This window comes from Amycolatopsis melonis, from assembly GCF_040064235.1.
GTDB lineage: Bacteria > Actinomycetota > Actinomycetes > Mycobacteriales > Pseudonocardiaceae > Amycolatopsis > Amycolatopsis melonis.
The window spans coordinates 839,721-864,383 of record NZ_JBDZYD010000001.1 but is presented as its reverse complement, the minus strand read 5'-3'; the positions used below and the strand labels follow the sequence as shown (position 1 = coordinate 864,383).

General features: G+C 67.6%; 8 protein-coding genes and 1 pseudogene. 4 read left to right on the top strand and 5 right to left on the bottom strand.

Translation table 11 applies throughout. The features are described from left to right. Positions 1–46: 46 nt before the first annotated feature. The 5 genes and pseudogenes from ABJI51_RS03835 to ABJI51_RS03815 form a co-directional block, all read right to left on the bottom strand. Entirely contained in the window at positions 47–1,096 is a 1,050-nt protein-coding gene (locus tag ABJI51_RS03835) for a hypothetical protein (protein ID WP_348947512.1), read from the bottom strand. After that, entirely contained in the window at positions 1,093–5,586 is a 4,494-nt protein-coding gene (locus tag ABJI51_RS03830) for a coiled-coil domain-containing protein (protein WP_348947511.1), read from the bottom strand. The genes ABJI51_RS03835 and ABJI51_RS03830 overlap by 4 nt, the downstream gene beginning before the upstream one ends. After that, positions 5,583–6,314 (bottom strand): hypothetical protein, encoded by a 732-nt coding sequence (locus tag ABJI51_RS03825; protein WP_348947510.1) that lies wholly within the window; start codon positions 6,312–6,314, stop codon positions 5,583–5,585. Before ABJI51_RS03825 ends, ABJI51_RS03830 begins: the two co-directional genes overlap by 4 nt. After that, a complete protein-coding gene (locus ABJI51_RS03820) occupies positions 6,311–7,885 on the bottom strand; it encodes a hypothetical protein (RefSeq protein ID WP_348947509.1) in 1,575 nt (524 codons plus the stop codon). Before ABJI51_RS03820 ends, ABJI51_RS03825 begins: the two co-directional genes overlap by 4 nt. A gap of 615 nt (positions 7,886–8,500) precedes the next feature. Continuing rightward, positions 8,501–8,692: pseudogene (locus tag ABJI51_RS03815) on the bottom strand (IS701 family transposase); the annotation flags it as partial. A gap of 435 nt (positions 8,693–9,127) precedes the next feature. Here ABJI51_RS03815 and ABJI51_RS03810 point away from each other — a divergent pair. The 4 genes from ABJI51_RS03810 to ABJI51_RS03795 all read left to right on the top strand — a co-directional run bounded on the left by ABJI51_RS03810 (position 9,128) and on the right by ABJI51_RS03795 (position 24,503). Then, on the top strand, positions 9,128–9,316 hold the full coding sequence (locus ABJI51_RS03810; protein ID WP_348947508.1) for a hypothetical protein: 189 nt from the start codon (positions 9,128–9,130) through the stop codon (positions 9,314–9,316). Between the two features lie 52 nt (positions 9,317–9,368). Next, on the top strand, positions 9,369–15,800 hold the full coding sequence (locus ABJI51_RS03805) for a DEAD/DEAH box helicase (protein ID WP_348947507.1): 6,432 nt from the start codon (positions 9,369–9,371) through the stop codon (positions 15,798–15,800). After that, complete coding sequence (locus ABJI51_RS03800; protein WP_348947506.1) at positions 15,797–18,103, top strand: hypothetical protein; 2,307 nt, start codon at positions 15,797–15,799, stop codon at positions 18,101–18,103. The genes ABJI51_RS03805 and ABJI51_RS03800 overlap by 4 nt, the downstream gene beginning before the upstream one ends. Before the next feature lie 163 nt (positions 18,104–18,266). After that, positions 18,267–24,503 (top strand): hypothetical protein, encoded by a 6,237-nt coding sequence (locus ABJI51_RS03795; RefSeq protein ID WP_348947505.1) that lies wholly within the window; start codon positions 18,267–18,269, stop codon positions 24,501–24,503. Positions 24,504–24,663 lie beyond the last annotated feature (160 nt).

Here is a 24,663-nt window from a genome sequence, read left to right as displayed (position 1 = left end):
CGAGCATTGTAGCGCAGAGTAGCCCGATCCGTCTCCCCGTGAGCTATCACGGAGCAAACCGGTGATCGGGCTGACCTGCCCAGGCAGCTACCACATCCACCGGCACAAGCTCCTGGGCGATACGTCCACCCGCAGCGCGCACGTGTGCCAGCGCATCCCACAACTCAGCGCCGAGCCATTCCTGCCCTACCGCGCCCGACCAGTCGACCGTTCCAGCCTCCTGCACTGCAAGCCCCGCCATCGCCGCCCATAAGCCCGTCGCAGGGCGGACGTCGACGTCCGGTGCCGTTCGTGCCGCTGCCACCGCGGTCGCCGTACCGGCCGGATCGAAGTCGCCCCAGTACCAAGCAACCCCTTGCACCGGTCCCTGACCGGCTACGTCGACCGCGAGCGAAGGAACCTGCGCCGGAAACGTCTTGCCGGAGCCCCAAACGACCGCACCGATGCGGTGGCGCCGGCTGGCTCGCAGTGTCTGGACAGCCACCCAATATGTGTCACTGTTCTCGACGACGAGGACGTCCGTACCCGCCCCCACGACCGCTGCCGGGGCGGGTGGCGCCAGCCGCACGCACGCAAGCATCGACAGCCTTAGCCGGCCCGGACCGAACATCTTCGACCGTTCCAGCTGCTCGAGCCGCTTCTCTCGACCAAAAATCTCCGCGGATCGATAGCGGATAGGCACAGTCGGAAGTCTCGCTGGCTCGACCCGACCCAGCCAATCGTTGACGGCCGTCAGATCGTCGAATAGGGCGGCGGACAATGTCGGCAAGGACGACACCCAGCCCAGTTCGCGGCGCCACGGAAACGTCACCCACGGCCGTCCACTGCCGACACGCCGGGCTGCCGGCACCAACACATGGCGGGGCAGCGCGGGGACGGTGGATGCGTCCCATGCCTGCTTCGGCAGTTCGATCACGGAGGAGTTCGACAGCTGCAGCAACGCCTCGTGCAAGGCAGCCGCCTGATCGGGATCGCCGACGAACCTGGGTGCAGAGCGGTTCCAGAGTCGCCACAGCGTGTCGAACTCGATCTTCACTGATCTCGTGTCCAGGATCGCTCCCCGCAGCGTGGCGACCTCGGACGGACGGAGAGTCACAGATCCACCTCGTAGCGCGTCGCATCGACCCAGTTTCGAGCCGAAGCTCGGTCCCGGCCCCCGGTGATCGAGTCGATCACGTCCACTCCGTCCACGACCGTCGCACGTAGCTGCAGGTAGGCGAGGTTGCGGCGAAGGTCACCGTCGTTGCGCAGTTTCACGATTACCGAGCCGTGTCCGGTGAATGCCGCGTCGACTGCGGGGTCGTGCAAGCCGGTCGCGCACACCAGCTGTACACCCGAGTGCGCCGCGAGCTGGTGCTGCATTTGGATCAGCGCTTCCGCCGACGCCGCGCCGAACGGATTGTCCAGCAGCAGTGTCCCGGCGGGGCGGGGACCACCCTGTCGGTGGGCGGACCGGACGCGAGACAAGGCGCAGTAGACGAGGACGGCCAAGGTGAGTACTTGTCCACCGGAGAACTCGATGGGTATCCGGTCGGGTGGGCAATACCGCACGCGACCGTCGATCGACGGCTTGAGGATCTCGATGGACCACGCGCCGGCCCGGGTCCGGTCGAGCACGGTGTCACGGACCGCGTCGGCGAGCCAGCGTGTGCGGATTTCAGCGGATCTCGCCCGTTTGGGGTTGCCGCTCAGTTCGACGGACCATGTGTCGATCCTGGTGGCGAGCCGGGCCGCCGCTTCGTCGTCCGGCGCTTCCTCGAACCGGATCTTGAGCGCGGGCTGATGGGAAAGGTCGCCGAGACCGTCGGGGAGCTTCGAGTAGCGCGACACCTCACGCAGCATTCGACGCTGATCACGGCACAGCGTGAGCAGGCTGTCCCGCAGGATGCCCCGGTGCTTGTCGAGTTCCCGCAAGTCCGCGGCAGCGGACTCGGCCATGGCCCGGATCCGCCTGGCCAGGACCCCCGCTTCGGCGACGAGATCGGGCTCCGGGAGCGAGCGCACGCGGATGGCCGCGGCGGCATCCAGGGTCGACCACCGTGTGTTCATCGCGCTGTTGCGAGCGCCGAGCACGGCGTCATGCAACTGTCCCTTGACCTCGCGGTTGATCCCATCCGCGGCGGCGTACTGCTGGACATTGAGGCGCATCTGTTCGCGGGCGAGTCCCTTAGTACCGTCGAAGATTCGTGGAGTCGGTACCCGATCTGCGGTCCACAGCGCCGCGATGTCCTTCATCGACTCGACGTCTTCGGAGACCGCATCGACGAAGTCGAGTGCCTCCTGCTCGGCCGCTTCGGCCTGGTCGCGCAGCTGACGAAGTTCGGCATTGCGCACCTCAAGCCGCTCGAGCAGGCCGGGAATCTCCTCAGGCGCGGCCGGCACCCACTCCGTCGTGGAGAGGTCGATGAAGTTCTGATGATCCGCAGCCGTCGGCTGCGCTTCGGCCAGTGCCTTGCTCGCCTGTTTGCGTTCGGCTACGGCGATCGTCAGCGCGGTCCGCCTAGCGTCGTGAGCCCGTTGTGCACGCTCCTGAGCACCGGCTCTGCTTGCTTGGGACGAGCCTTCGCTGGTCTGGGCCAGCTGTTCCGCATGGGCGAACACCGACGAGTCGAACCGCTGGGTGCGGAGCAGGGCTTTGCCGACCCGTTCCTCCGCGCGGTTCAAGAGGTCGGCCTCGACCATTCCTTGTTCAGCGCTCCTCAGCTCGCGGCGCAGGGTGTGCCAGGCATCCCTGAGCACTTCCAGGTTGCCGCCAGGGTCCGATGCCGCTGCATCGACGCCCATCTCGCCCCGCTCCCTGCGGTAGGCATCACGCGCGCTTCGCGCGTCGGAGGCTTTTTGGGTTTGTTCCTTGAAGACAGCCTCGGTCGTTTCGATCGTCGCTTCCGCAACGCTCTGGCGCTCGAGAAGCCGGTCACGTTTGGCGTTCAGCCCCGGGACGAGCGCCGCAGCGGTGTCGGCCTTCCGCACGACTGCGTCGAGGGCCGACGCCTGAGTCACGTGTCCGTCGGCCTTCTGGGCGAGCAGCCGCTGCTCGCCGCCTTCTCGGCGTGCCGTTCGCGCCTTCTGGCGCTCCTGTTCCCTTTCCTCCGCCAGAGTGCCGCGACGTTCCTCGGCTTGCGCAACCGCTTCCGCTGCGGTGGACAAAGCCTGCTCAAGCTCGTCCCGGGTGGTTAGGCCCCACCGGCGCGCGAAGTCTGCGCACATCGCAACCGTCGCGCGATATCGCGCGGCGGCCTGGGTGGCGTCTTGAGCGGCCTTGCCTTCTTTCTGTGCGGTCTGCTCCAGCTTGTTCCGTGCCTCCTCGGCCCAAGCCCGATCCCACGTGGCACGATGGGGAACCACGACGTAGCGCAATTCCCTCGCCTCTGTGTCGTCCTCGAATCCGGTAGTAGTCGACGGAGCAGTTTGGACGGTGATCGGCGTCTTGGTGTGCGCGGGCTGTGCCCTCAAGACACCGATCCCGTCGTCGAACCGTTGGGGGTCGGTGATGACCACGCCCCCGGCCAGCTCGGGATGGTTCTCGATGAACGTGGCACGCCGATCGGGATCGACGACGTTGCGTTCGATCCAGCTCAAGCCGGTCGAGGCCCCGATGCGCGCCTCGGTCAACGTCTGGAGCACGGCCAGTACGTCGGGTCCCGCAGGCGCGATTCCGGTCCCGTCGATCAGTGCCAGCTCCTCTTTGGCCACACGGGCAAGGGTTGCGTGTTTCGACGCTCTGGTGTCGGCGTCGTGAGCAGACTCTTCCGCCAGCGCCGCGACCCGCGCCAAGACAGCACCGTCGGCCGACCGGCCACCGGCCAACTGGATGACGGTTTCATCGTCGCCGACCGCTGAGAGATCGCGGTCGAACGCGGCCACCTTTTCCTCGGCGTCGTGTTCGACCGAGCGGAGACCCAGGAGAGCGCCGTCCAGCTCATCCATTTCGGCGCCCAGACGCTTGTCGGCCTGTTCCGCGGCCTCCGCAGCCGTATCGGCTCGGTCCGCGGCCTGGCAAGCTTCGCCGCGGGTATCCTGCCAGCGACGCATACAAGCATCCGGTCGTTCGTCCTCGACCAGCCAGCCTGCCGCAATCGCTGCCGCCGTCTGCCGTTCGGCATTGTCGCGCTCTGCCTTGATCTGCGTGAGTGCACCCTTGGTGCGTTCCAGCTCGCGAGCGACCTCCACGAGCTCTGCATTAGCCTGCTCGGCCTGCCGAGTCGCGTCCTCGGCTGCCGCATTTGCCAAGGTGGCGGTTTCGGCTGACTCCGATGCCAGCGCGTCGAGCCGTCCGGCGGTGCGCGCGGCCGCATCGCCGACCTCGGCCCGGAGCGAGTCCAGACCGGCGTCGGCCGCCTTGTAGGCAAGTGTGGCGGCTGCGCTCTCCTGCCTCGCGATACCGAGATCGATCACCGCATCGACGGCCTGCCACGCCTGCTCGTACTGCCCAGCCTCACGCGCCTCGCTCTCGGCCCGAGCGACCGCCTGCACGGTCGATTCGACCCGCGCCCGCGCTTCCTCGAGCAGTAATTGCTGCCGGATGTCGCTGACCCGGCCGTAGTCTTGGCGCGCCCGGTTGCCTTCACGTTTGGCAGCTTCCAAGGAGGCACGGAGTTCGACCAGCGATTCTTCGTCTCGCTTGACCCGGTTGTCGAGGGCGGCTGCGTGTTCGCCGCCTCGAGCGTGCGCCTGACGTGCCGCCGCGGCAGCCGCCTCGGCATCCGCCGTTAGGGCGGCGATCAGTTCGATCAGCGGGGCAATCTCCATACCGAAGGCGGCGATCGCCTCCAGGTCGGCCCGCTGAGCGGCCAGCACGGCATACTCCTCGAGGCTTCCGGTGAACGTCTCAAGCTCACGTTGGTCGTTGAGCGCGCCCACAAAGAACCGGACCACGTTGTCCGGTGAATCGAACGACGCCAGCAGCTTTTCCGCGCCGGCCTCGGAGTCGTTCATCCGCATCTGATAACCGAACAGCGTGGGATCGATACTCGTCCGTTCTTCGAGCGATTTCTTCCACATCGGCTGCTTATCGGTCAACACGCCCTGCGCGCCGGTATGCGTGGCGATCAAGTCGTCCACCGCATCGCAGAACGGACGGAAAGGCAGCCGACGCCCATCGACAACGAAAGGCAAGTCGTCGATGCCGGGAAGGTCCGGCCCCGTGGTGAACAAATACCACGAGCGAAACATGTTGCTCGTCGATCGGGCGGCGTGCGGGGGCTGCCGCCTGCGGTCCTTCCATTCCATAACGGCGCCCGTTACCGTGCGTCGGCCCGTCGTGGCATCTTCCCATTCGCACACGACATGCGATGTGTCGCCGGTGAGAACGTAGTCACCGAGCACCTTGCCGCCGACCTGTGCACGCGCCGCCGGGACGACAAGACTGCACACCAACGTGATCAAAGTCGACTTGCCGCCGGTGTTGGTCAGGGACAACAGGACCCTGGCTGCCGCACCGTCCCGCGTGGCGAAGTCGAGGTCCAGCGGGTCAAACCGGGCGCCCTCGGGGCCGACCCCGTACAGCTTGATCCGCCGTAACCGCAGCGGCGGTACCGGCAACGCCGATGGTATCTCGGATGTCTTCGCGAACAGCGAATCGGTCATTCCGGATCCGTTGGGTCGAGTTCGACCGGCTCGGGCAGGTCGTTGACGAGGGTGTAGAGATCGGAATCCTCGGCGAGGGCAGCCACGGCGTAGCGGAACCGTGGCCGCGCGATCCAGGTACCACCATCGGTGTCGCCTCGGAGGTTGAGATACCCCGCTTCGGCCAGGAGCTTGCAGATCCGGTTCACCGCACCGGCGCGGTCACCCGCCGACCGCCGCTGGGCATTGGGCCTGGCCTGAGGCAAGTCAAGCCAGCGGCGCCAGCCTTCTACGAGATCCTCGTCGAGCTCGCTGTCTTCGCGGGTCTCGTCGGCGAGCCGCTGCGCCGCCCGGTCCAAAGTTTCCACGACGGATTGGGTGGTGAAGACGGCGACCCGATCCGGATCGTCGACCATCCCGGCTTCCGGGTAGGCCGTGCGGGCGACAGCCAGCAGCACCGCTCCGATCACGCTGCGCTGGGAAGGCTGCGCACGCTTGACGATGTCGCCTGCCTGCAACCTCAGCAACGAGTGGTGCCGGGCCGTGACGATGATCCCGTCTCGGCCGTCCACACGGACATCGAGCCCCGCGCCGGAGAAGACCCGATCGACGGCCGCGGCGAAGTCCGGCTCATCGAGGTACCGGCTGACGATGCGATGCAGATCTTCGCTGCGCCCTGGCGTTTCTCGCGGCCGTCCGGCCCAGGCCAGGAACTTTCCGATGTCGACGTCGTCAGTCGAAGACCTCATCCGACCGCCTCCTCGTCGGAATAGCCCCCGGCAGTTGCTCGAGGCAACGTGGATACCCCGGCCGCTTCATTGATGTCGGTCAGCACCTCGCCAGGCACCAGTAGCAGGTCGTCGGCACGGACACCACCGCTGTCGAGATCGGTTCCCGTGGTCACCGCCACCATAATCTGGTCGCCTGCCGAGCGACCCGCCAGCCGCGCCGCCCAGGCCCGATGCGCGGCATGCACGATCGCCGCGGCCAGGACGCCTTCGTCCAATGGGAGCTCGTCGGGATCTGCGCCGGCCTCGGCGATGATCTGACCGGCTCGCGCCAGCAACTGAGACAGCCGGATCGGCTGGTCGATGCCGCTCAGCAGGGACTCCACCGTGTCTTCGTAGGGCTCCCACCATTCGCTCTGGACATCGGGGTCGAATTCGGGCGATTGATACTCCTCGCCGGGCCGAGGTGGCGGCAGCGGGGTGCAGAGCTCGTCGGTCAGCGTGGTCAGAGACGGCCACCAGCGCGTGGGGAGTCCGCCGAACAGAGCCACCATGCGATCGGAAGCCTCCGCGCAGGCGGCGGAGCTGCGGGCGAGGTAAGGCGCGAGAAGATCCGTGCCGATGTCGAACCGCCGCGCCGTGCGCGGGGCGCGCCGGAAGCGGTCTTCAAGCGCTTCCCGCAAACGGGTTCGGGCACCGATGAGGTGGCGATGCAGGTCGTCGTGGCGCCGGCGGCATTCTCGGAGAATCTCGATCAACTGGTTGGCCGCGTCGAGCTTGGTCTGGTCGCCCAGTTGGGTCCGGCGATCCGCAACCGCGTCGAGCAGAGCCGACTCGGCGTCGAGACGTTCCTTGACGTGCGCCAAGGCATCTTGCAACAGCGAAGGCACTTCGCTGATCCAATCGTGGACGTCAGGATCGATCAGCGTGTCGGCGATGATCCGGCGGATCCGTTCCTGGTACTGGATCGACCGGTAGCGGGCAAGCTTCGCGATCTGAACGGCCGAATCCACCGCGCCGCGGGCGATCAGCGCGTTGAGCTGTGCCTCGTTGGCGATCTGGGCAGCCTCGATGTCCAGATCGAGAGCCTCGACGAAGATGTTGATCGCCTGCTCGGAAGCACGCAGGTGCTCGGTCCCCTCGCTGCCGGTCGGATGCAGGTAGAGCAGCCGGAACCGCTGATTACGCCACGCCGGACCGGTCGTGGTGTGCACGAGATGCTTGACGATCTCCACATCCGTCGTCACCAACGAAACGAGCACTCTTTCCGACACCGAGGACCACTCGGAGTCATCGGCGTCCGGCGCTTGCCGAGCGGCCTGCCCCGCCGCATAGTCGAGTGCTTCCTCCCACGTGCGGCCGGCCGAAATCCCCATCGCCAACGCCACCTGGTCGATCACGGCCAAGGCGATCGTGAACAGGTCGTAGCGCTCCCAGTAGGCGCCGTCCAAACTCCCCTTGGTCCGTTCGATCTCGGTCAGTACCTGGATCGGCGCCAACGCACGACGGCGTCTCGTGATGGACTCATCGTCAGTCGGGATCACCACGTCCCGTTCTGGCGCCTCGAACAACGGCTCCCAAGGATCGGTCACGAACCATCTCCACGTCGGTCGCCCGCCAGCATCGGCCCTCTTTCTTCCGCCGGCCTCCAGGCTGCATCTGACGGACTTCGTCGACACTGATCCTAGAAGACCATCGCTGTTACGAGACATCAAGCGGCACGGCCCAGGTCAGTTCGGCGAGCTGACGTGCTCGATGCTCACGTGTCAACGAGGTCAACGACTCCGCGCTGAAAGGCCGGCTTCCTTACGGCAATTCGCACCTCCCCATCTGGGCATTCCCGGCGAGTATTGATCAATTCGGCGATCACGCAGCCGGTGTTTCCCGCAAGCTCAGAAACCACCCGATCAGCCGAGCCGGGGTCACGATGTGGTCACCAGCCTGCGGCGACGTACACCGGTACCAGCTGCTCCGGCCGGTCGCACCGGAGCGGGTGTGCCTGACCCGCCACCGAGCTGGTCGGCGACCTCCTCCTGGTCGATTTCCTCCTCACTGAGGGCTTCGTCACCCAGGTCGACCTCCGCCTGCCACCGCACCCGTGGCGCCAGAGCAGGCCACCACCGCCGACCTGCTCACCTCAGCCGGCTCCCCGACCACCACCACGGCGCGGCTCTGGCCGAGCGCTCGTGGGCACCGCTCATCGACGGCCGGCAGTTCTCGATCCGGCCGACGATGCCGGAGTACTGCCGCTGCAACTCGGCCGAGCGCGTGCCTTTCGGGAATCCGGGGTCGTCCGGGATCAGCACCCCGTACGGCTCGCCGAGATGCTCGGTCACACAGTCCCGTACGTCGTCGCGGACGCTGTCGCAGTCCGCCCAGCGCAGCAGCAGCCCCCGGCCGGGCCTGAACGTTAACGTCTTGCCATGGTCGTCCTCGCGCAGGCGAGGTTGGTCCACAGCCCGACCTCTATACACGCCGTATCGGTTCACCCCTGCGAGGCAACTCTCAACCGAGCCAGCTGCTCCATTCGGGGTAACTTCGGCCGGAAGTGAAACATACGCCCACCGAAAGCTGACTGTGCCTGCAACAGGGAGGAGGCAAGATCATGAAAACCCGCCGAGAACGTCGACACGTCCGTCTGGGTAAATCCACACGCAACGAGACGGAGTCGTCACCGGCTGGCTTCCGCTTTTTCAGCACCTGGGCAACACCCAATCGACCGCCGTTTTCCTCGTCGATCATCCGATCTCTGCCCAGGTCACAGCTCGAGTTGCTCACGGGCTGTCCGACGGGGTAGCCGGTTTCGTGTCGCGCATGTTGGTTGGCAAGCACGCATGACATCAGAACGCGAGCCCGGCACGCTGCTGCCGGCCATCCTGCCCGAACGGCAGCGCGAGGAAATGCCGACGGCCTACGACAGCCGCGGTAGCACCTACGCCAGCAGTGCGCAGGGACAACGAACCGAAGTTCATTTCTGCGTCGGCGCCGTGTGTTTCCGGGTTTATCAGCGCCCAATGCCGTGACCAGACGCACCCGATCATGCGGGCCACACCGTACGACACGAAGGAGCCAACGTTGGCTAACGACGCCGGACACAATGCGGCATCCCCGCACGCCCGGCGGCTAGCCACCCTCGCCCTTGAGTACCTGCGTGACCACCCTGCGGTCAGCGTCGACGAGCTGCTCACAGCCGCCATGCGCCGTTTCCCTGGCCAACGCCGCGGGCGCTTGGTCGCACTCCTCGACGAGGCCGTGGCTGCCGGTTTTCTCCACCGCGACAGCTCCGGACGCATCAGCGCTCCTGGTGGCGCGACCGCCCAGGTCGTAAGTTCACCCATTCACGATTCTTCTGCCGACGCCAGCACGGGTGTCACCATCTCCGGTCCGACCGTCACCGCCTCGGCAGCAAGTACCACACCCCTGCCCGCGCCCGACCATCCCGCCGAGCCGCTCGCAAACCCCCCGGCGACCGCGGAACCGCTCGGCGCCGCCGTGCGAGCCGTCCTCGTCGACCTCGAGTCTGTCGTCCACACCACCACCAGCGACCCGTACACCGACAAGCGGATCTACCAGATCGGCGCCGTCCGGCTCAGCAACGACAGCGCCTGGGTTGCGGAGCAGCCGCAGTTCAGCGCCTACGTCGAGCTGCCCGACGACACCTGGGTCATCCGCTCCAAGCGCGTTCGCGAGGCACACGCCGCAGCGGCCGTCAGCCCAAGGCAGGCGCTAGAGGACTTTTACGCCTACACCGACGGCGCCGATCTGATCGTCACGTACAACGGCACTCAGGCCGACTTCCCGCTGCTGAGCGCCACCGCCGTCCGCGAGGACATGCCGGACCTGCGCGGCACCTACGTCGACGCCTTCTACCTCACCCTCGCGCTCTACCCGACCGCCACCCGGCACGCGCTCGCGCCGCTGGCCGACGACCTCGGCATCAGCCGCGCTGGGCTGGGCTGGCACGACGCTGTCGACGACAGCGAGCTGCTCGCCCGCGTCCTACAGCAATGCGCACAGACATTCGCCGCGATGCCCTCCGACGTTCAGGACCTGCTCGCCAGCCTGACCGCCGACTCCCCCGCCTGGATCCTGGTGCGCTCGCTTGCGGCCAGTTACGTCGGCGCGCCGCAGAACGAGCTGCTCGGCGATGAGCGCGTCCACACCACCGCAGAGGTCGCCGGCATCCTGAACTCCGGTCTGGCCGGGCACCCTCCGCGGCGGAGCCACACCGGACCGGTCGGACGCTCGGCGGTCAGCGTCAGCGCAAGCCTGCGCGGAACCGACGGCAAGGTCGACGTCACCGCCCTTGCCCGCGCTGTCCGCCCCGGCGCGGCACTGCGCGAGCCGCAGAAGCAGATGACCCAGCAGATGCACAGCTGGGTCGACGAGGCCAGTGCCGGCCTGGTCGAAGCGCCCACTGGCACCGGTAAGAGCTTCGCCGTGCTGGCCGTCGCCTTGGATTGGCTCTCTGGCGCCCCCGATCGCACCGCCATCATCACCACCGCCACCAAGCAGCTGCAGGCGCAGCTGGCCGCCGACGTTGCGCGCCTCGAAGCGGCAATCCCAGGGCTGCTCGGCGCCTCCGATGTCGTCAAGGGCAAAGCCAACCGGTTGTCGCTGCGCGCGCTGACGCTGTCGTTGGCCGACGCAACCGCGCTGCTCGCCACTCCGACCGCCCCACGGCGTAGCCGCAGCACCGGTCGCAACCGCTTCCTCGAGCGCATCATCTTCCGCGAGCTCCTCGCCTACCTGATGCTGCGCTTGATCGCTTCCACGACCATCGAGCAATCCTGGACCGCGCACTCAGTTGACCCTGTCGACGTGCCACTGTTCTTCACCGGCTACAGCAACAACACTGTCAGCATCTGGCTTGAGTCGCTTTCCCAAGCCGCCACCGGCGAGTACGACGCGACTGCCCCCACACCGCTGGCCGTCCACACTGACGGTGTTAAGGAGGCATTGCTTGGCCATCGGCTCATCCTGGCCAACCACGCGTTGCTGCTCTCTCACCTCGACGAGCTGTCCGACCTTGGCTCGAACACCCTGCTCATCCTCGACGAGGCCCACCAGCTCGAAGACAGCGCCACCAGCGCCTTGACCACCACACTGGACTACCGACTGGTGGAAGATCTGTACAGCGAGCTCGACAGCTGGATCCGCGACGCTCGGTCCAGCATCGAACGCGACCAGGCCGCAGAAGGAGTGCGCAACCTCGGCCTGCTACTCGACCACGAGACGCTGCCCAAGGTCGCCGGGCAGGCGTTCGATGCGCGCGGCACCGGCGTCGGCACTCTCGTCGGCTCACGCACCGTCACGCTGGCCAGCCCGTACAGCGGCGCCAGCGGCACCGGACAAGTCCGCTACCTGATGGGCCTGCTGCTGCGCCTGGCAGGCATATGTGACGTGCTCGTCGGCACCCTGTCGGCCTACCGCGGCGCGCACGCCGCTACCTTGAGCTTCTACGACCTCGAACGGCTCGACGCCCTCGTTGTTGGCGCAGCCGAGGTCAGGGCCAACGCGCAAAGGATCGTGGCCGACACTGACGCCGCCCTCGGCCTACCCGCCACTGGCACCCCCGGCACCGTCCAAAGCAGCACGCCCGGTGGTAACCCCAGCACGGACGACACCAACGACGGCAGCACCGAACAAGGCACCGCAGATGACCAGGACGACGACACGGACGAGACGCTGCCACTTGACGCGACCGCCCCGAATGGCGAACCCGACTTTGACGACCTCGATCCCGCCGCAGCCGAAGGCTCGGCCGGCACGGTCGACGGTGACCTGACCGATCACGGCTTGACTGGCGACAGGGTGACACCGGCCCTGGGTTTGTTGCCGCCCGGCACCACTAATCAGACAGTTTACGCCGAGGAGGTCGAAGCGCTGAGCGCCGAGCTGCGCCACTACCGCTTCCGCATCAGCACTAGCCCGATCGAGCTGCCCGCCGACGGCACCTGGCAGCAGTTCCTGGCCACCTTCGACCGTACCTACTATGTGTCTGCCACGCTGCGCGTCGCTGCGAAGTGGACCTTCATCCGAACCCGGCTTGGGCTGCGCAGCACCGTCCCGACCCTGCACCTGCCGACACCGTTCGACATGAAGAACCAGGCCGAGCTCTTCTGCCTGGCCGACTTCCCCTCTTGGGCCGAGCAGAGCGACGGCGCCATGCGCACTGTTGCCCACCAGCTCACCGGCTACACCCGAGAGATGATCAAGCCGGTCCTGGACGAGGCTGACGAACCCCACGACTACAACACCCGCGGCGGCTACGACAGCGGCGCGATGGTCCTCACGACCGCCAAGAGCACCGCCGCCGGCATCAGCCAGCACCTGGCCGAGAGCCTACGACGCGACGGCGACACCACGCCGGTGCACAGCGCCGTCCTGCTCGGCAACCCCCGCGCCGTCCGACAGTTCGACAGCCACACCGACGGCGGCGGCATCCTGGTCGGCACCAAGGGCCTGTGGCAAGGCGTCGACATCGCCGACTCCGACAGGCTGCGCCTGGTCTGGATCAACAAGCTGCCGTTCGCACCGTTCGCGGCTCCCGTGATCGAAGCGCGCCGCGCCGCCGTCGTCGCTCGCGCCGACGCCGCCCACGCCGAGGATCCCGACGCGGTCGCCACCGAGACGTACTACCTGCCACTGGCCGCGCTACAGCTGCGGCAGGCCGTCGGCCGACTCATACGCTCCGAACAGCACCGCGGCGTCATCATCATCAGCGACCGCAAGCTCGCCGGACACACTGTCCTGGGACGCGCCTATCGCGAGACGTTTCTAGGCAGCCTCGATGCCGACCTGCTGCGCCCGGACCCGGTGACCGGAGAGCGCACCGGCGGCAACGTCATGTCGATGGCCGACGCCTGGGCACGGATTTGGGACTTCTACGCCCGCAACGGCCTGCTCGGCTCGGCGCGCGCCAGCGAGCTTTCCACGCCGCAGGCTCTGCTCGAGCACACCGTCCTGCCGCAGACCCGCCGCATCCGTGAGCTAGCGCTGACCGCCCAGGAGGTCTCGCAGCACCAGACAGGCGGCACACTCGTCGCCGAGGTGCTCAACCGGTGTGCCCAGGTCGGTGGGCTGCTCAAGCTGTCCGACGCTCCCACCGAGCTCAAGAGCTCCCAGCAGGCCGTCATCACGGCTGTTGCCGAGGGCCGCAATACCCTCGGATTGCTGCCGACCGGCTTCGGCAAAAGTTACTGTTTCCAGCTGCCAGCGCTCGTGCTGCCCGGCGTCACCCTAATCATCAGCCCGCTCGTGGCCCTCATGCACGACCAAGCGCTCGAGCTCAACGCCAGCATCGGCGGCGCCGTTCGCGCCCTGGTCGCTCCGCTGCGCGAAAGCAGCAGTCGCGCTGGCAAGACCGAGATCGCCGATCAGCTGCTCGGCCGCGCTGAACACCACATCAAGCTCATCTACGTCAGCCCAGAGCGTCTAGGACAGCGGCGCTTCCGGCAGATCGTCACTGAAGCGGTTCGAATCGGCATGATCAGCCGCATCGTCATTGACGAGGCACACACGGTCGTGCAGTGGGACGATTTCCGACCGTCCATGCGCCGTGCGACGCAGTTCCTGACCCGGCTGCGCGCTGACTACGGGCTCGCCGTCACCGCGCTGACCGCCACCGCCAATCGCACCGTCCATGCCGGGCTGCGCACCCAGGTGTTCGGCCTTGCCGCTGACATCCCCACGGCCAGCAGCTGCGAGGCGCTCGCCGAGGCCAGCGCAGCCGGGCCGACCGGACTTGTCACCGTCCGGGAAAACCCCATCCGGCCTGAGCTGGCGCTGTTCCGCCGCTCGATCAGCCCCGCCGGGCCGGCCGTCAATGCCGGACTGGCCGAGGAGGTCGTCGACCGCCTAGAGGACCACGCGATCTTCTACTGCCTCACCGTCCGAGACGTAGTCGCGCTGCACGCCCACCTGCGCGACTACGTGGGTGACAGCAACGTACGGGTCCGGCGCTTCCATGGCCGGCTCACCGAAGCCGAGAAGCATGCCGTCATGACCGAGTTCCGCGAGGCGCCGCGGCGCGAAGACGACGGGTTCGCACCGATGCTCATCGTCGCGACCAGCGCCTTCGGGCTCGGTATCAACCGGCCCGACATCCGCACCGTTTTCTGCGTCAGCACCCCCACCGACCTGTCGCAGCTATACCAGCAGGTCGGACGAGCCGGCCGCGACGTCGCCGGAGCCGGCATTGTGGGAGATACCGCAGCGGCAGCCGCGCCGCCGGCGAACGTCGGACTGGCCTTGCTCACACCGCGCGGACTGCGCACCGCCCGCTTCATGACCACCAGCGACCTGCCCGCGCCATTGCTCACCCGGATGGGAAAAGCCGTCCTAGCCGTCCGCAACGGCGTCCTGGACGCGGGCACCATCGCCGACCGGCTCATCACCGAAGACGTCGATGCCGGCCGGCTCAGCCAGGACGACGCCGCCAAGTCTCGCACCAGCGAGCAGTACACGTCCGGCGTCGTGCGCGCGTTCGCCGCCTTGTCGGAGTTGGGCGTCGTCGACGACCTCGGCGACTTCCCACCGCTGTGCACCATAAAGCCTGGCGAGCTGCGCAACGGCGGCGACCAGGACAGCGACCCGACCGAGCAAGCCGTCGTCGACGCAATCCTGGCGCTGCCGGGCCGCTCCGACGAACGCAGCGACCTACACCGGTCCCGGCTGCACGTCCCGAGCGCGCACCGGTACCTGAGTGCGACCGTCAAGCGCTATGCCGATCTCGCCGACGATCCGCCCAGCACATGGCAGCTGCTGGCAGATCTGCACGACCGAGGCCAGCTCGACGTTTCCGCAGCACCCAGTCGCAAGCTGGTCACCGGAATCGCGGTGCACACCCCGACGCTGCCTGCCGGGTACGCCGGTGCGCTAGCCGGCAAGTCTGCGCGCGCCGCCGAGGAGATCCGCCTCCTGCACGACTTCTTCACCGACCGCAACAAGTGCGCCAACCGCAAGTTCGCCGACTACTTCGGCGTCGACGCTCTACCCGTCGGGTGTTGCAGCACCGCCGCGAACCGATGCTCGGCCTGCTGGGACAACGACACCACCATCCCCGTCGAGCAGAAGCCACCCGACGCTGGTGACGCGCTCAACATGCCCAAGCCGCGGCTGGCTGGCGCCCGCACCGACAGCAGCGTCCGGCAGAAGCGTCTCGACGAGCAGGTGTACCGGCTGGTCTGGGCCGACTACCGCGGCGTCCACGCGCGCGACGTGTACCGGGCGCTGCGCGGCGAGGACTCTTACTATCACCCAATCCGCCGACGTCGAGTACGCCTTCGCCGTAACCTCGTCGTGTCGCGTTACTTCGGCGCCCAGCACATGGTGAAGCTTGACCAGATCGAGGACAGCTTTGCCCGGCTGGAAACCGACGGTCGGGTCGTTTCGCTCGGACACGGAATGTGGCGTGAGCGCGGGCACGCCGACCGGGCCGCCGCAGCAGCCGCCCGCGCCGCCGTGGCCGTCGTCACGCCGGTCCCCGCTGGGACGGCTCTGTGACAACCACCGTCCCGCCTAACAGCAGCACACCCACCCGCCCGGACACTCTCGCGCAGCAGCTCGCACCGGCCGGACCCGAATTGGCGCAGCTCGCCGCTGCTCGCCCGTGGCGCCCGCACACCAACGACCCGTTGCTGACCCCGGCGATGACGTTGGGGCCTGAGCGCGTTCCGGCCAGCCAGATGCAGGTGCTGAGCCGCTACCTCGGCGCGCTCGTCGCCGCCCGCAGCACCCCAGTCCACGTCAACGTCGCCTTCAACGCCTGCTACTTCGGGTACGACCTGACCACCGGCTATGCCGGCGCCGCTGTGGACCCGGCCAGCTTCCCCACCGTCGCGCTCGGCGAGACGATCGACGCGCTGCCCGTTGGCGCCCTGATCAACGTGGCTTCCGGCGGCGACCCCATCTGGGCAGAAGTCGTCTATAAGGAGGGCGCACACGCCGAGCTCGGTGAAGACGGCACCGTCCCATCCTGGCTGTCCGGCGCACCCGCGGGCGCCACCGGCCCAGCCCAGACCGACCTGCACAGCAGGCCAATTTTGCACGAACGGCTCGTTCTCGACCTCAACGTGTTTGGGCTTGCGCCGACCGCCGCACAGATCGCCCGCCTCACCCGGCGCGGCCGCCTCGACGAGCTCGGCCACCTACTCGTCGGCTCCCGCTACGCCACGGCCGAACTCGCCGAGCTCGACGACGCCGGCTTCTACCGGCACTACCTGCTCGGCCCTGGCCGCGACCTACTGTTCAGCACCGCCGCCGTCGCACCGCTGCCGCTGCTCCTCACCGAGGATGCCGGAACCGAACAGCACCAGGCAGCGCTCGACGGGCTGTTCGCGACCGTGACCGCCGCGCTCCACGAGCTCGACACCATCCGCATGTGGCAGCCCTACGCCGTCTCCCGAGCCAGCCTGTCCACCCGGTTACGCAGTTGCGATGCGCTGGGCGCTGATGACATCGCTTCCCTGGCGAACTCCACCGCGCGCAGCGCACTTCCTGACAAGAGTCGCCGGCTTGACACGGCCCGACAGGTGACATACACAGCGCTCGGGCCACGGCTGCGCTGCGTCGACGGCAGCGCCACCCTGATGCACGGGACCGGATACCCCAATGTCGTCCTGCACGCCAACCTCATCTTCGCCGACTACGTGCGCGGTGATGCCGAGGATGGACTGTTGTTCGACCAGGTGCACTTACGCCTGGACGACTACTGGCAAGGCGGTGGACTCTGGCGAGCCGAGGCACCCGGAAGCGCCCATGCGCTGCTCGACCCGACCGTGCCCCGCGGCTTCGGCTGGGCCGAGACGCTCGCCCCGTCCTTGCCACCTGCTGCTATCGAACCGCCCGCTTTGGAGTCGGAGCCGGAGGATGGGTACGACGACGAGCTCGATGTCAGCGACTCGCAGATCAGCTGGACCGTCGCCTTGCGCGCCGCACACATCGACGCCGGGCGGCTCACTCTGCCCCAACAAGCCGCACACGTTCTGATCAGCGACCGGCGCAACGGCACACGCATGCGCCTTCTGCTCAACCACGACGGCTACCAGCTCGACGTCACTGACGCCACCCAGATGGCCATCGCCGACCTGCACGGCTCACCTGCGGTGTTGACCGGCGTGTCATGGCCGATGGACTACTTCCCCGGCATCCTGCTCACCGTTACCTGGCCACGCAACACCGCTACGCTGCGGATCACCAGCACGCTGCTGGACATGCCCGTCACCATCGACGACGAGCTCGACATCGAGCACTGTTATGACCCGCGTATCGTCACCCGAGACGCCCTCGACAGGACTGGCAGCACCAGCGCCCCCCTTGCGCAGCGCGTCCTTCGCGCCGTCCGGCGCCTCGGCCTACTCGATCCCGACGGCGTCGCCCGCCTGGCACGTGACCAGCTGGCCCAAGAGGTATACGGCAGTAGTACCGAGCAAACAGAACATTCCCTCGACACGGCCGTCGCGCAGCTTTTGGAGCGCGGCGCGCTGACCCAGGACACCGGCTCTCGTACTGCCGAGGGAATCGCGTTCCCGGCCGTTGCCAGACAGCCGATCGTGTCGTTGCTTTGCTACACACCCGCGGTAGTCACTGGCCCGCCCCGGCCACGCCGGTTCCAGCGCCTGGACACACGGTTCGTCAGCAAACACGTCGTCGCCGGCTTCCTGCGCCGCATCGACCACCTAGGTAAGAGCGCCACCCCGCGTGCCCGTGCCGACTACCGGGAATACCGGGCGCAGCACGGGCTGGCGGGTCCGGCCGAGCTGCCCGATGGCTGGACGTTCGTGCGTCCGCACGAGCGCGGGAGCTGAGTCCCGACGTGAGCTGACCGCAACATCCGACCGCACTCCTGGTCCTGCGGCTGGGACAGAATGCCCCGGTTGACCACGAGCTGTCAGACTCGTGCGAGGTGCTCGCCGCCCGCATCCGACTTCCTGCTCACCCATTACCCGCGGCGAACCACCGAGGAGATCCATGGCGCGCACTCGATCAGGCTGCCCCGACGATGCCTACACCGGCTACATCGTCCGGCCGCTCAAGCGTGACATCAGCGACGAGCTGCGCGCCGCGCTCGATCAGCTGGCCGAGGTGCTCAACACAGTCGACAGACCGATCGGCGACGTCGTTGAGGAGCTGACCACCCGAGACGTCCTCAACGCCCTGTCAACCCTGCCAATCCGCGCCCGGCAGCATGCTCTTGAGCCACTCGGCATTCACCTCACCCCCAAGACGCTATCGCAGGGGCTGTGCCGCGACGTAGTTGGCAGGCTTCGGCGCGCCGAAGAATCAACTGCTTGGCACGCGGCGTTCCACCTGACTGCCGGAGCGCTCTACGGCAGCCTGCGCACCCATGCCGTGCGATCCGTGACCACCACCGGCGGACTCGACGAGCGCAGCTCCGACCAGGTCCTCGACAAGCTTGAGAGCCGCTGGACGCCCGCCCTGTTGCGCCTGGCGCTTTGGTCCCCCATCGTTCAGGACGAGATGTCAGCCCGCGTGTGGACGTGGGCGGTCGAACGGCCCTGGTTTGTCCACGGGGCGATCGACACTTCCACCGCCGCGAAGATTCGCACCGCGGCCGAGCGGGTCATCGCCCAATCCACTCACCCCGAAGCCGTCGTCGAGGTCCGCGACGACGCACCCAACGACCAGCCTGCCCTCTCCGGTTCGTCCAGCCAGCCGGTCACGACGCCAGATTATTGCGAAATCTCGTCCAACTCCCGCATCTCCCCAACCAGCATGCCCGTCGCCGTCGCCAGCACCGTCCGGCCCGCAGATCAGCAGACCTCACCTGCAGCAGATCCGGATGCTCCAGCCGACGCCACGCAGGCGTTGCACGCCGCCCGCCAGTGCTTCGCATTGGCCGTCGTCTCCGCTGAGCACATCCTGGCCGACTTGCGGGCCGGCCGTGGGCCCGCTGCCGACGACATCTTTGCCGTGCGCGCCGCCCAGAGCACCTACAATCAAGCCTGCTCCGCTGTGCTGGAGGCAGGCGAGGAGGACCCACGCGCCGCGTCCGATGAGCGGCCGACGCTGGACGAGATCGCTCGGCTGCTCACTCTGCGCGCCGCGCGTGATGCTGACGCACCGCTGCGCCAGAACATCGCCGCTGCGGTCGGCATTTCCAGCGACGCCCCTGGCATCTTCGAGCACGTCGCGCAGCTGCGGACTCTGACCGCGGAGCTGCTGGCAGCGCACGACTGGACCGACACTCAGCGCACGCTGGCACTCGCGATCGCCGCACTGGTCGACCTTGTCCGCACCCCACAGGCCGCGCCAGAGACCCGACTGGAGCTGCAGGCCCGCGTCAGCGGAGCAGTGGCTTCGCTGCCTGCCCTCGCCGTCCTCAGCATGCTCGCCAGCCAGCTAATGCTCGAGGCCCCCTTCAGTGGCACAGCTTCGCCGCCCCCGGGTCAGGCACCCCAGCCGCCTACCGGACAGGAGTCGACTGCCACCGTTGCCACACCGCCGCCCGTACTCGCAGCCGATGTGTCGGCGCAGCAGGCCCCAGCCGCCGCTGTTACCGGGAACACTGCTGAGGTCAGCGTGCCGACCGAAGCCTCGGAGCCTGCCCAGGCCACTGCCGAGCCGACCCCTCAGTTGCCTGACCTGCACCCGGCTCGTGACGTCCCGGACGCGGCAGCCGACCCAGTTGCCCAGGTCCCCGGCCAACCCGTAGGTACCGCCAGCCTCGCCGCGCCTCAGGAGGCCACGCCGGCCTCGACCACCGCGCAGACCGGCAGCGTCCCGACGCGACCCACCGGTACAACGGCCGTCTCGGGCAGCGCCGCCGAGCGCAGCGCAAATCAGAGCGACACCGAGCACGTGCCCACCCCTACTGACGTACAGCGGGCTGTCACCACGCTGCTGGCCACCTGCCGCTACGGGATGGCCTCTCATCTGGCCGCCCGAGCTGGGTGGGACGACACCCGCATCCGCACCTTCCGGATGGCTGGGCTGGCCCAAGCTGTCCGCAGCGACACGGGCCCCTGCGGCGCGATGCTTCGTCAAGAGTTGGCAGACGTGGACAGCAATCAAGTCGCCGAAGACAACGTCAGTCTGCTCACCGCCGTGAGCAGCCTCGTGCGGGTCGCGCTCGTTACCGGCGAGCCCGCAGCCGGCGCGCTGCTAGGCGAGCTCAGCATCCGGCTCGACCCGCACCTGGCGACGATCGCCGACGAGATCGGCAGGCGCGCGCTGCGCGGCGTCCTGAACGCCACTCCGGCTCTCAACGTCCTTGCCGACGTCAGCGACGCTGAGCGTGACCTGGAGCTCATCATCGAGCAGGCCGGCGCAGCCCGACGGCCACGGACCCTGCGCTTCAAGCGGTGCAGCGACATCGCCAAGCGCTGGCTCGACAGCAATGGCGCTCTCGGCCGGCTGCTCGACATCGTCGTCGCCAACGACGCTGACCGTCTCGTCGAAGCGCAGACCGAGGTTCAGCACCTGTCCGACGCCTCGGTCCGCGAGCGGCAGATCGACGAGTTTGATGCCTACTTCCGCGGGCATAGCGGCAAGCCGATCGAAGGATCCGGACGGCAGGACCTGCACGCGCTGATCCTTGAGACATTGCGGCCCGTTCGCACCTGGATCGAGTTGACCGGTGCTCTGACCCGCGGCCGCATCGGACGCGACGAGTGGACCACAGGCGAGGTCGCCGACATGCGCAGTGCGGTGCTCGCCCAGCGCAACGCCGCCTTGGCCGCCCTGCTGGCGCAGACCCAAACCGCCGACTCGCTGCTGGTCGCCGCTGCACAGGCCGCACACGACAGCCTGCGGCATACCTTCACCATGCTCGACGGGATCGAGCCGCTGCAGGCCGGCGAGCCACGCGTCACGGTCGCGCTGGACCTCGAGCTGCTTAAGGCTGAGGGTGTCTTCGTCGCCGACACCGGTACCCTTCAGCTGCGCAGCGCCGACCCGCTTCCCGCGCTCATCGCCGCTGTCCCGCGCAGCTGGACCGAAGCGTTCACGTTGCAGCTGGAGCGTGAGAACTATCCCGCTGCGTTGTACATGCTCAAGATGCAGGACGTCGGCATCCTGGCCCACGACGCCCTCGGCAACGACGCCCGCACGCGCTATACCATGGCGTTGGAGCGCAGCCGCGCCGAGATGGTCGCCGAACGTAACACCGTCGACACTGACCTGCGTCGCGCCCGCCGCAGCAACGTCGTTACCGAGGAGGCAGACGGCGAGCTTACCGCGCTGCTGGCCAGCGCCGACCCCACCCACGACCACCTCGGCCAGGTCCGCGCCACCCTTGCCAAGATCAGCAAGCTGCTGCCGGCTTACCGCGAACAGGCCGCGCAGCGCCTGCGCGACCGGCTTGCCGCGCTGAGCATCGACGACGAAGAGCGGGCCCGCATCAGCGACCCGATCGAGAAGGGCGACCTGCTCACCGCCGAGGAGCTGTTGTACTTCCAGGACGTCGGCGAGCCGGTTCCCCGTACTGACCACAGCCGCCGTGACCTGCGCGCGTTCTTCCCTGTTATCCCGGACATGCTGCCCAAGGGCATCACCACCGAGCTAGTCACCGCAGTCCGCAAGCGGACGAGCTACGCCGGCAGCGACGTGCTCGACTACAGCCACCTGTCACCCGACGCCGCCGAGCATATCGCCGAGGCGCTCGGCGCCTGGCGTCAAGCCGCGACCGCGCCGGTGGCCGGCCGACGCAGCCTCACCGAACGCGATCTGCTGTTGCCGGCGATCCGCCTCATGGGCTACGAGTGCTCCAAGATTCGGCGCCTGGACGACATGCCCAAAAGTGGCGAGCGCCGGTTCATCGAGATCACCGACGTCCGGCCTAACAGTGACGCGCAGATCCCGGCGTTCGGCAGCAAGCTCGGCGGACGACTGCGCGTCCTGCTCGTGTGGGGCCAGCCCACCGAGGACTTACTGATGACCTACGCTGACCACGACCAGTCCGGTGACAGCCTGCTCATCGCGCACTTCGGCACCATGAGCACTGCCGCACGGGCGAAGTTCGCCGCCCGCGTCGAGCGCACCGGCGGTCCTGTTGCGATCCTCGACGACGCCGCCCTGGCCTACCTTGCCGCCCGCGGCAACCGCCAGCTCGGTGTGGCCATGTCGATCCTCATGCCGTTCGCCGCCGTCAACCCCTACATCCGGATGAAACGCGGCGCGGTCGCCGAGGAGATGTTCTACGGCCGCGACCTTGAGCGCGTACAGGTCATCGACCCTGACGGCACGCAGGTGCTCTACGGCGGTCGTGGCCTGGGCAAATCCGCGCTGCTGCGCTACGCCGCCGAGAAGTTCGAGTCCTCCGCCGAGCCCGGACAGCGCATCGCGGTCTACTTGAGCCTCGACTCGGTCGCTGCCGGTGCCGCGTTCAGCAAGGACGCCCTGTGGGTCGGGCTGCGCAACGAGCTGACCAATCGCGAGGTGCTGCCTGTCCCGACCGGCAAGGCGAAGAAGACCGGCGACGTGTACGACCAGGTCCGCGCCGGGATGCTCGACTGGCGCAACAAGGACAGTCGCAACCGGCTGCTCATCCTGCTCGACGAGTCCGACCAGTTCTTCGAGGCCGACGCACCGGCGTTCCTGGACACCAAGCGGCTGCGCGACATCGGTGTGGTGACCGACAACAACATTAAGGTCGTTTTCGCCGGTCTTCACTCGGTGCAGCGGTACGCCAAGAGCGCTCGCAACGGTCCGTTCAGCCATCTCGCGCAGCGCCCCACCGTCATCGGGCCGTTGCGCCCGCAGTTTGCCGCCGACCTGCTGACCGTGCCTCTGGGTGTGCTCGGGTATGAGTTCGCCGACGACAATCTCGTCAACCGGGTCCTGGGCTACTGCTCTTACCAGCCGTTCTTGCTCCAAATGTTCGGCCATCGGCTAGTCGAAGCGTTGCACGCCAAGCGGCGCGACGGCCTGGCTGTCGACCAGCCGCCGTACATGATCACCGACGACGACGTCGCTGTGGTCGAGCGCAACCGTGACCTGCGCGCCGACATCACCTCGGCGTTCCAGGACACCCTGAACCTGGACCCCCGGTACAACGTCATCGCCAACGTGCTGGCCGACCACGCGTTCCGGTTTGGCTTCGACGCCCGCCTGCAAGACGCAGAACTGCGCGAGGAGTGTCTGAGTTGGTGGCGTGCGGGCTTCGAGTCGCTCGACAGCGAGAGCTTCCGCGCCTACCTCAACGAGATGGACGGCCTCGGGGTCGTCGCACCGAACACTGACGGGCGCGGGTGGCGGCTGCGTAGCCCGAACGTACTCAACATGATCGGCAACCGTTCCGAGGTTGAGCGGCAGCTGCTTATGGCGGAGTCCGAGGCGGTGCCCGAGACTTTCTTGGCGCTGGAGGGCAGGCCGCAGCTGTCCGACAACAGCAGTGCGCCCCTGACCGCTGCGCAGCTCGACGACATCCTCGGCGACCACAGCACGCACGTCCGCGTCGTCGTGGGGTCGCGCGCAACCGGTCTGGATCGCGTTGACGAGGCGCTACGTGAGGTCACCGGCAAGGCCGGCGACTTCGACATCCCGACGATCAACGGCCGACGCGCGTTCGAGGAGGAGCTGCGCGGCGGACAGGCCGGACGGCGGCGGGTCATCATCGATGACCTGGCCAGCGTCCAACCGCAGGCATCGGCGTGCCTCGAGGCGCTCGAGCTGGCACTCACGCACGTGCCGACCGCTCCGGGCGTCACCCGCGCCGCGGTCCTGATCTCCAGCCCCGAGCAGGCCGCGCTCTGGGACAGCGCATTCGAGCATGGCGTCGCTGTCGCGCTACGCCGCTACGACCAGCAGACCCTACGCGTCTGGACGATCACGCGGCAGATGTTCAGCCACGACGAGCGTCTGCAACGGCTCTGGGGCCTCACCAGCGGGTGGCCGATGCTCGTCGAGCACGCCGCCACCCTCGCTGACAGCGAGGGCGCCCAGGAGTCCACCGCCCTGGACGAACTCGAGGCGTACGTCAACAGCCCGACTGGTTTCCGCGACCTGCTCGATGGTGTCGGTCTCACCCACGATCCCGACCTAGCGCGCGCCTACGCCTCGATCGTCGCGCTCGTCGATGACCAAAAAGTCAGTTGGGTTGACTTGCAGGCGGCCGCCGACATGGACGGATCCGCCACAAATGTCGTTGAGCGGCTGATGGCGCTGCAGGTGTTCGACACCCACAGCGATGGCCTATACAGCGTCGAGCTGCGCCTGCTGTCTGCCTGGCAGGCGTCGCTGACCTGACCGGTGACACCTTCGGCCGATTCGGACACCCAGCAGCCCCGACCGTCTCGGTTGGGGCTGCTGGCTCGCAACGTCAGGTGCGGATTCGGTAACTTGCCGGTAGAAAGTCCGCGATCTGAGTCAATCCCGGTCATCTTCATGACCCTCTAACTTGCTCGGC

What these genes read in the sequence shown, in the direction of transcription:
- ABJI51_RS03830 (WP_348947511.1), bottom strand. Translation starts at nt 5,586, where the DNA reads ATGACCGATTCGCTGTTCGCGAAGACATCCGAGATACCATCGGCGTTG.
- ABJI51_RS03810 (WP_348947508.1), top strand. Translation starts at nt 9,128, where the DNA reads ATGACATCAGAACGCGAGCCCGGCACGCTGCTGCCGGCCATCCTGCCC.
- ABJI51_RS03795 (WP_348947505.1), top strand. Translation starts at nt 18,267, where the DNA reads ATGGCGCGCACTCGATCAGGCTGCCCCGACGATGCCTACACCGGCTAC.
- ABJI51_RS03825 (WP_348947510.1), bottom strand. Translation starts at nt 6,314, where the DNA reads ATGAGGTCTTCGACTGACGACGTCGACATCGGAAAGTTCCTGGCCTGG.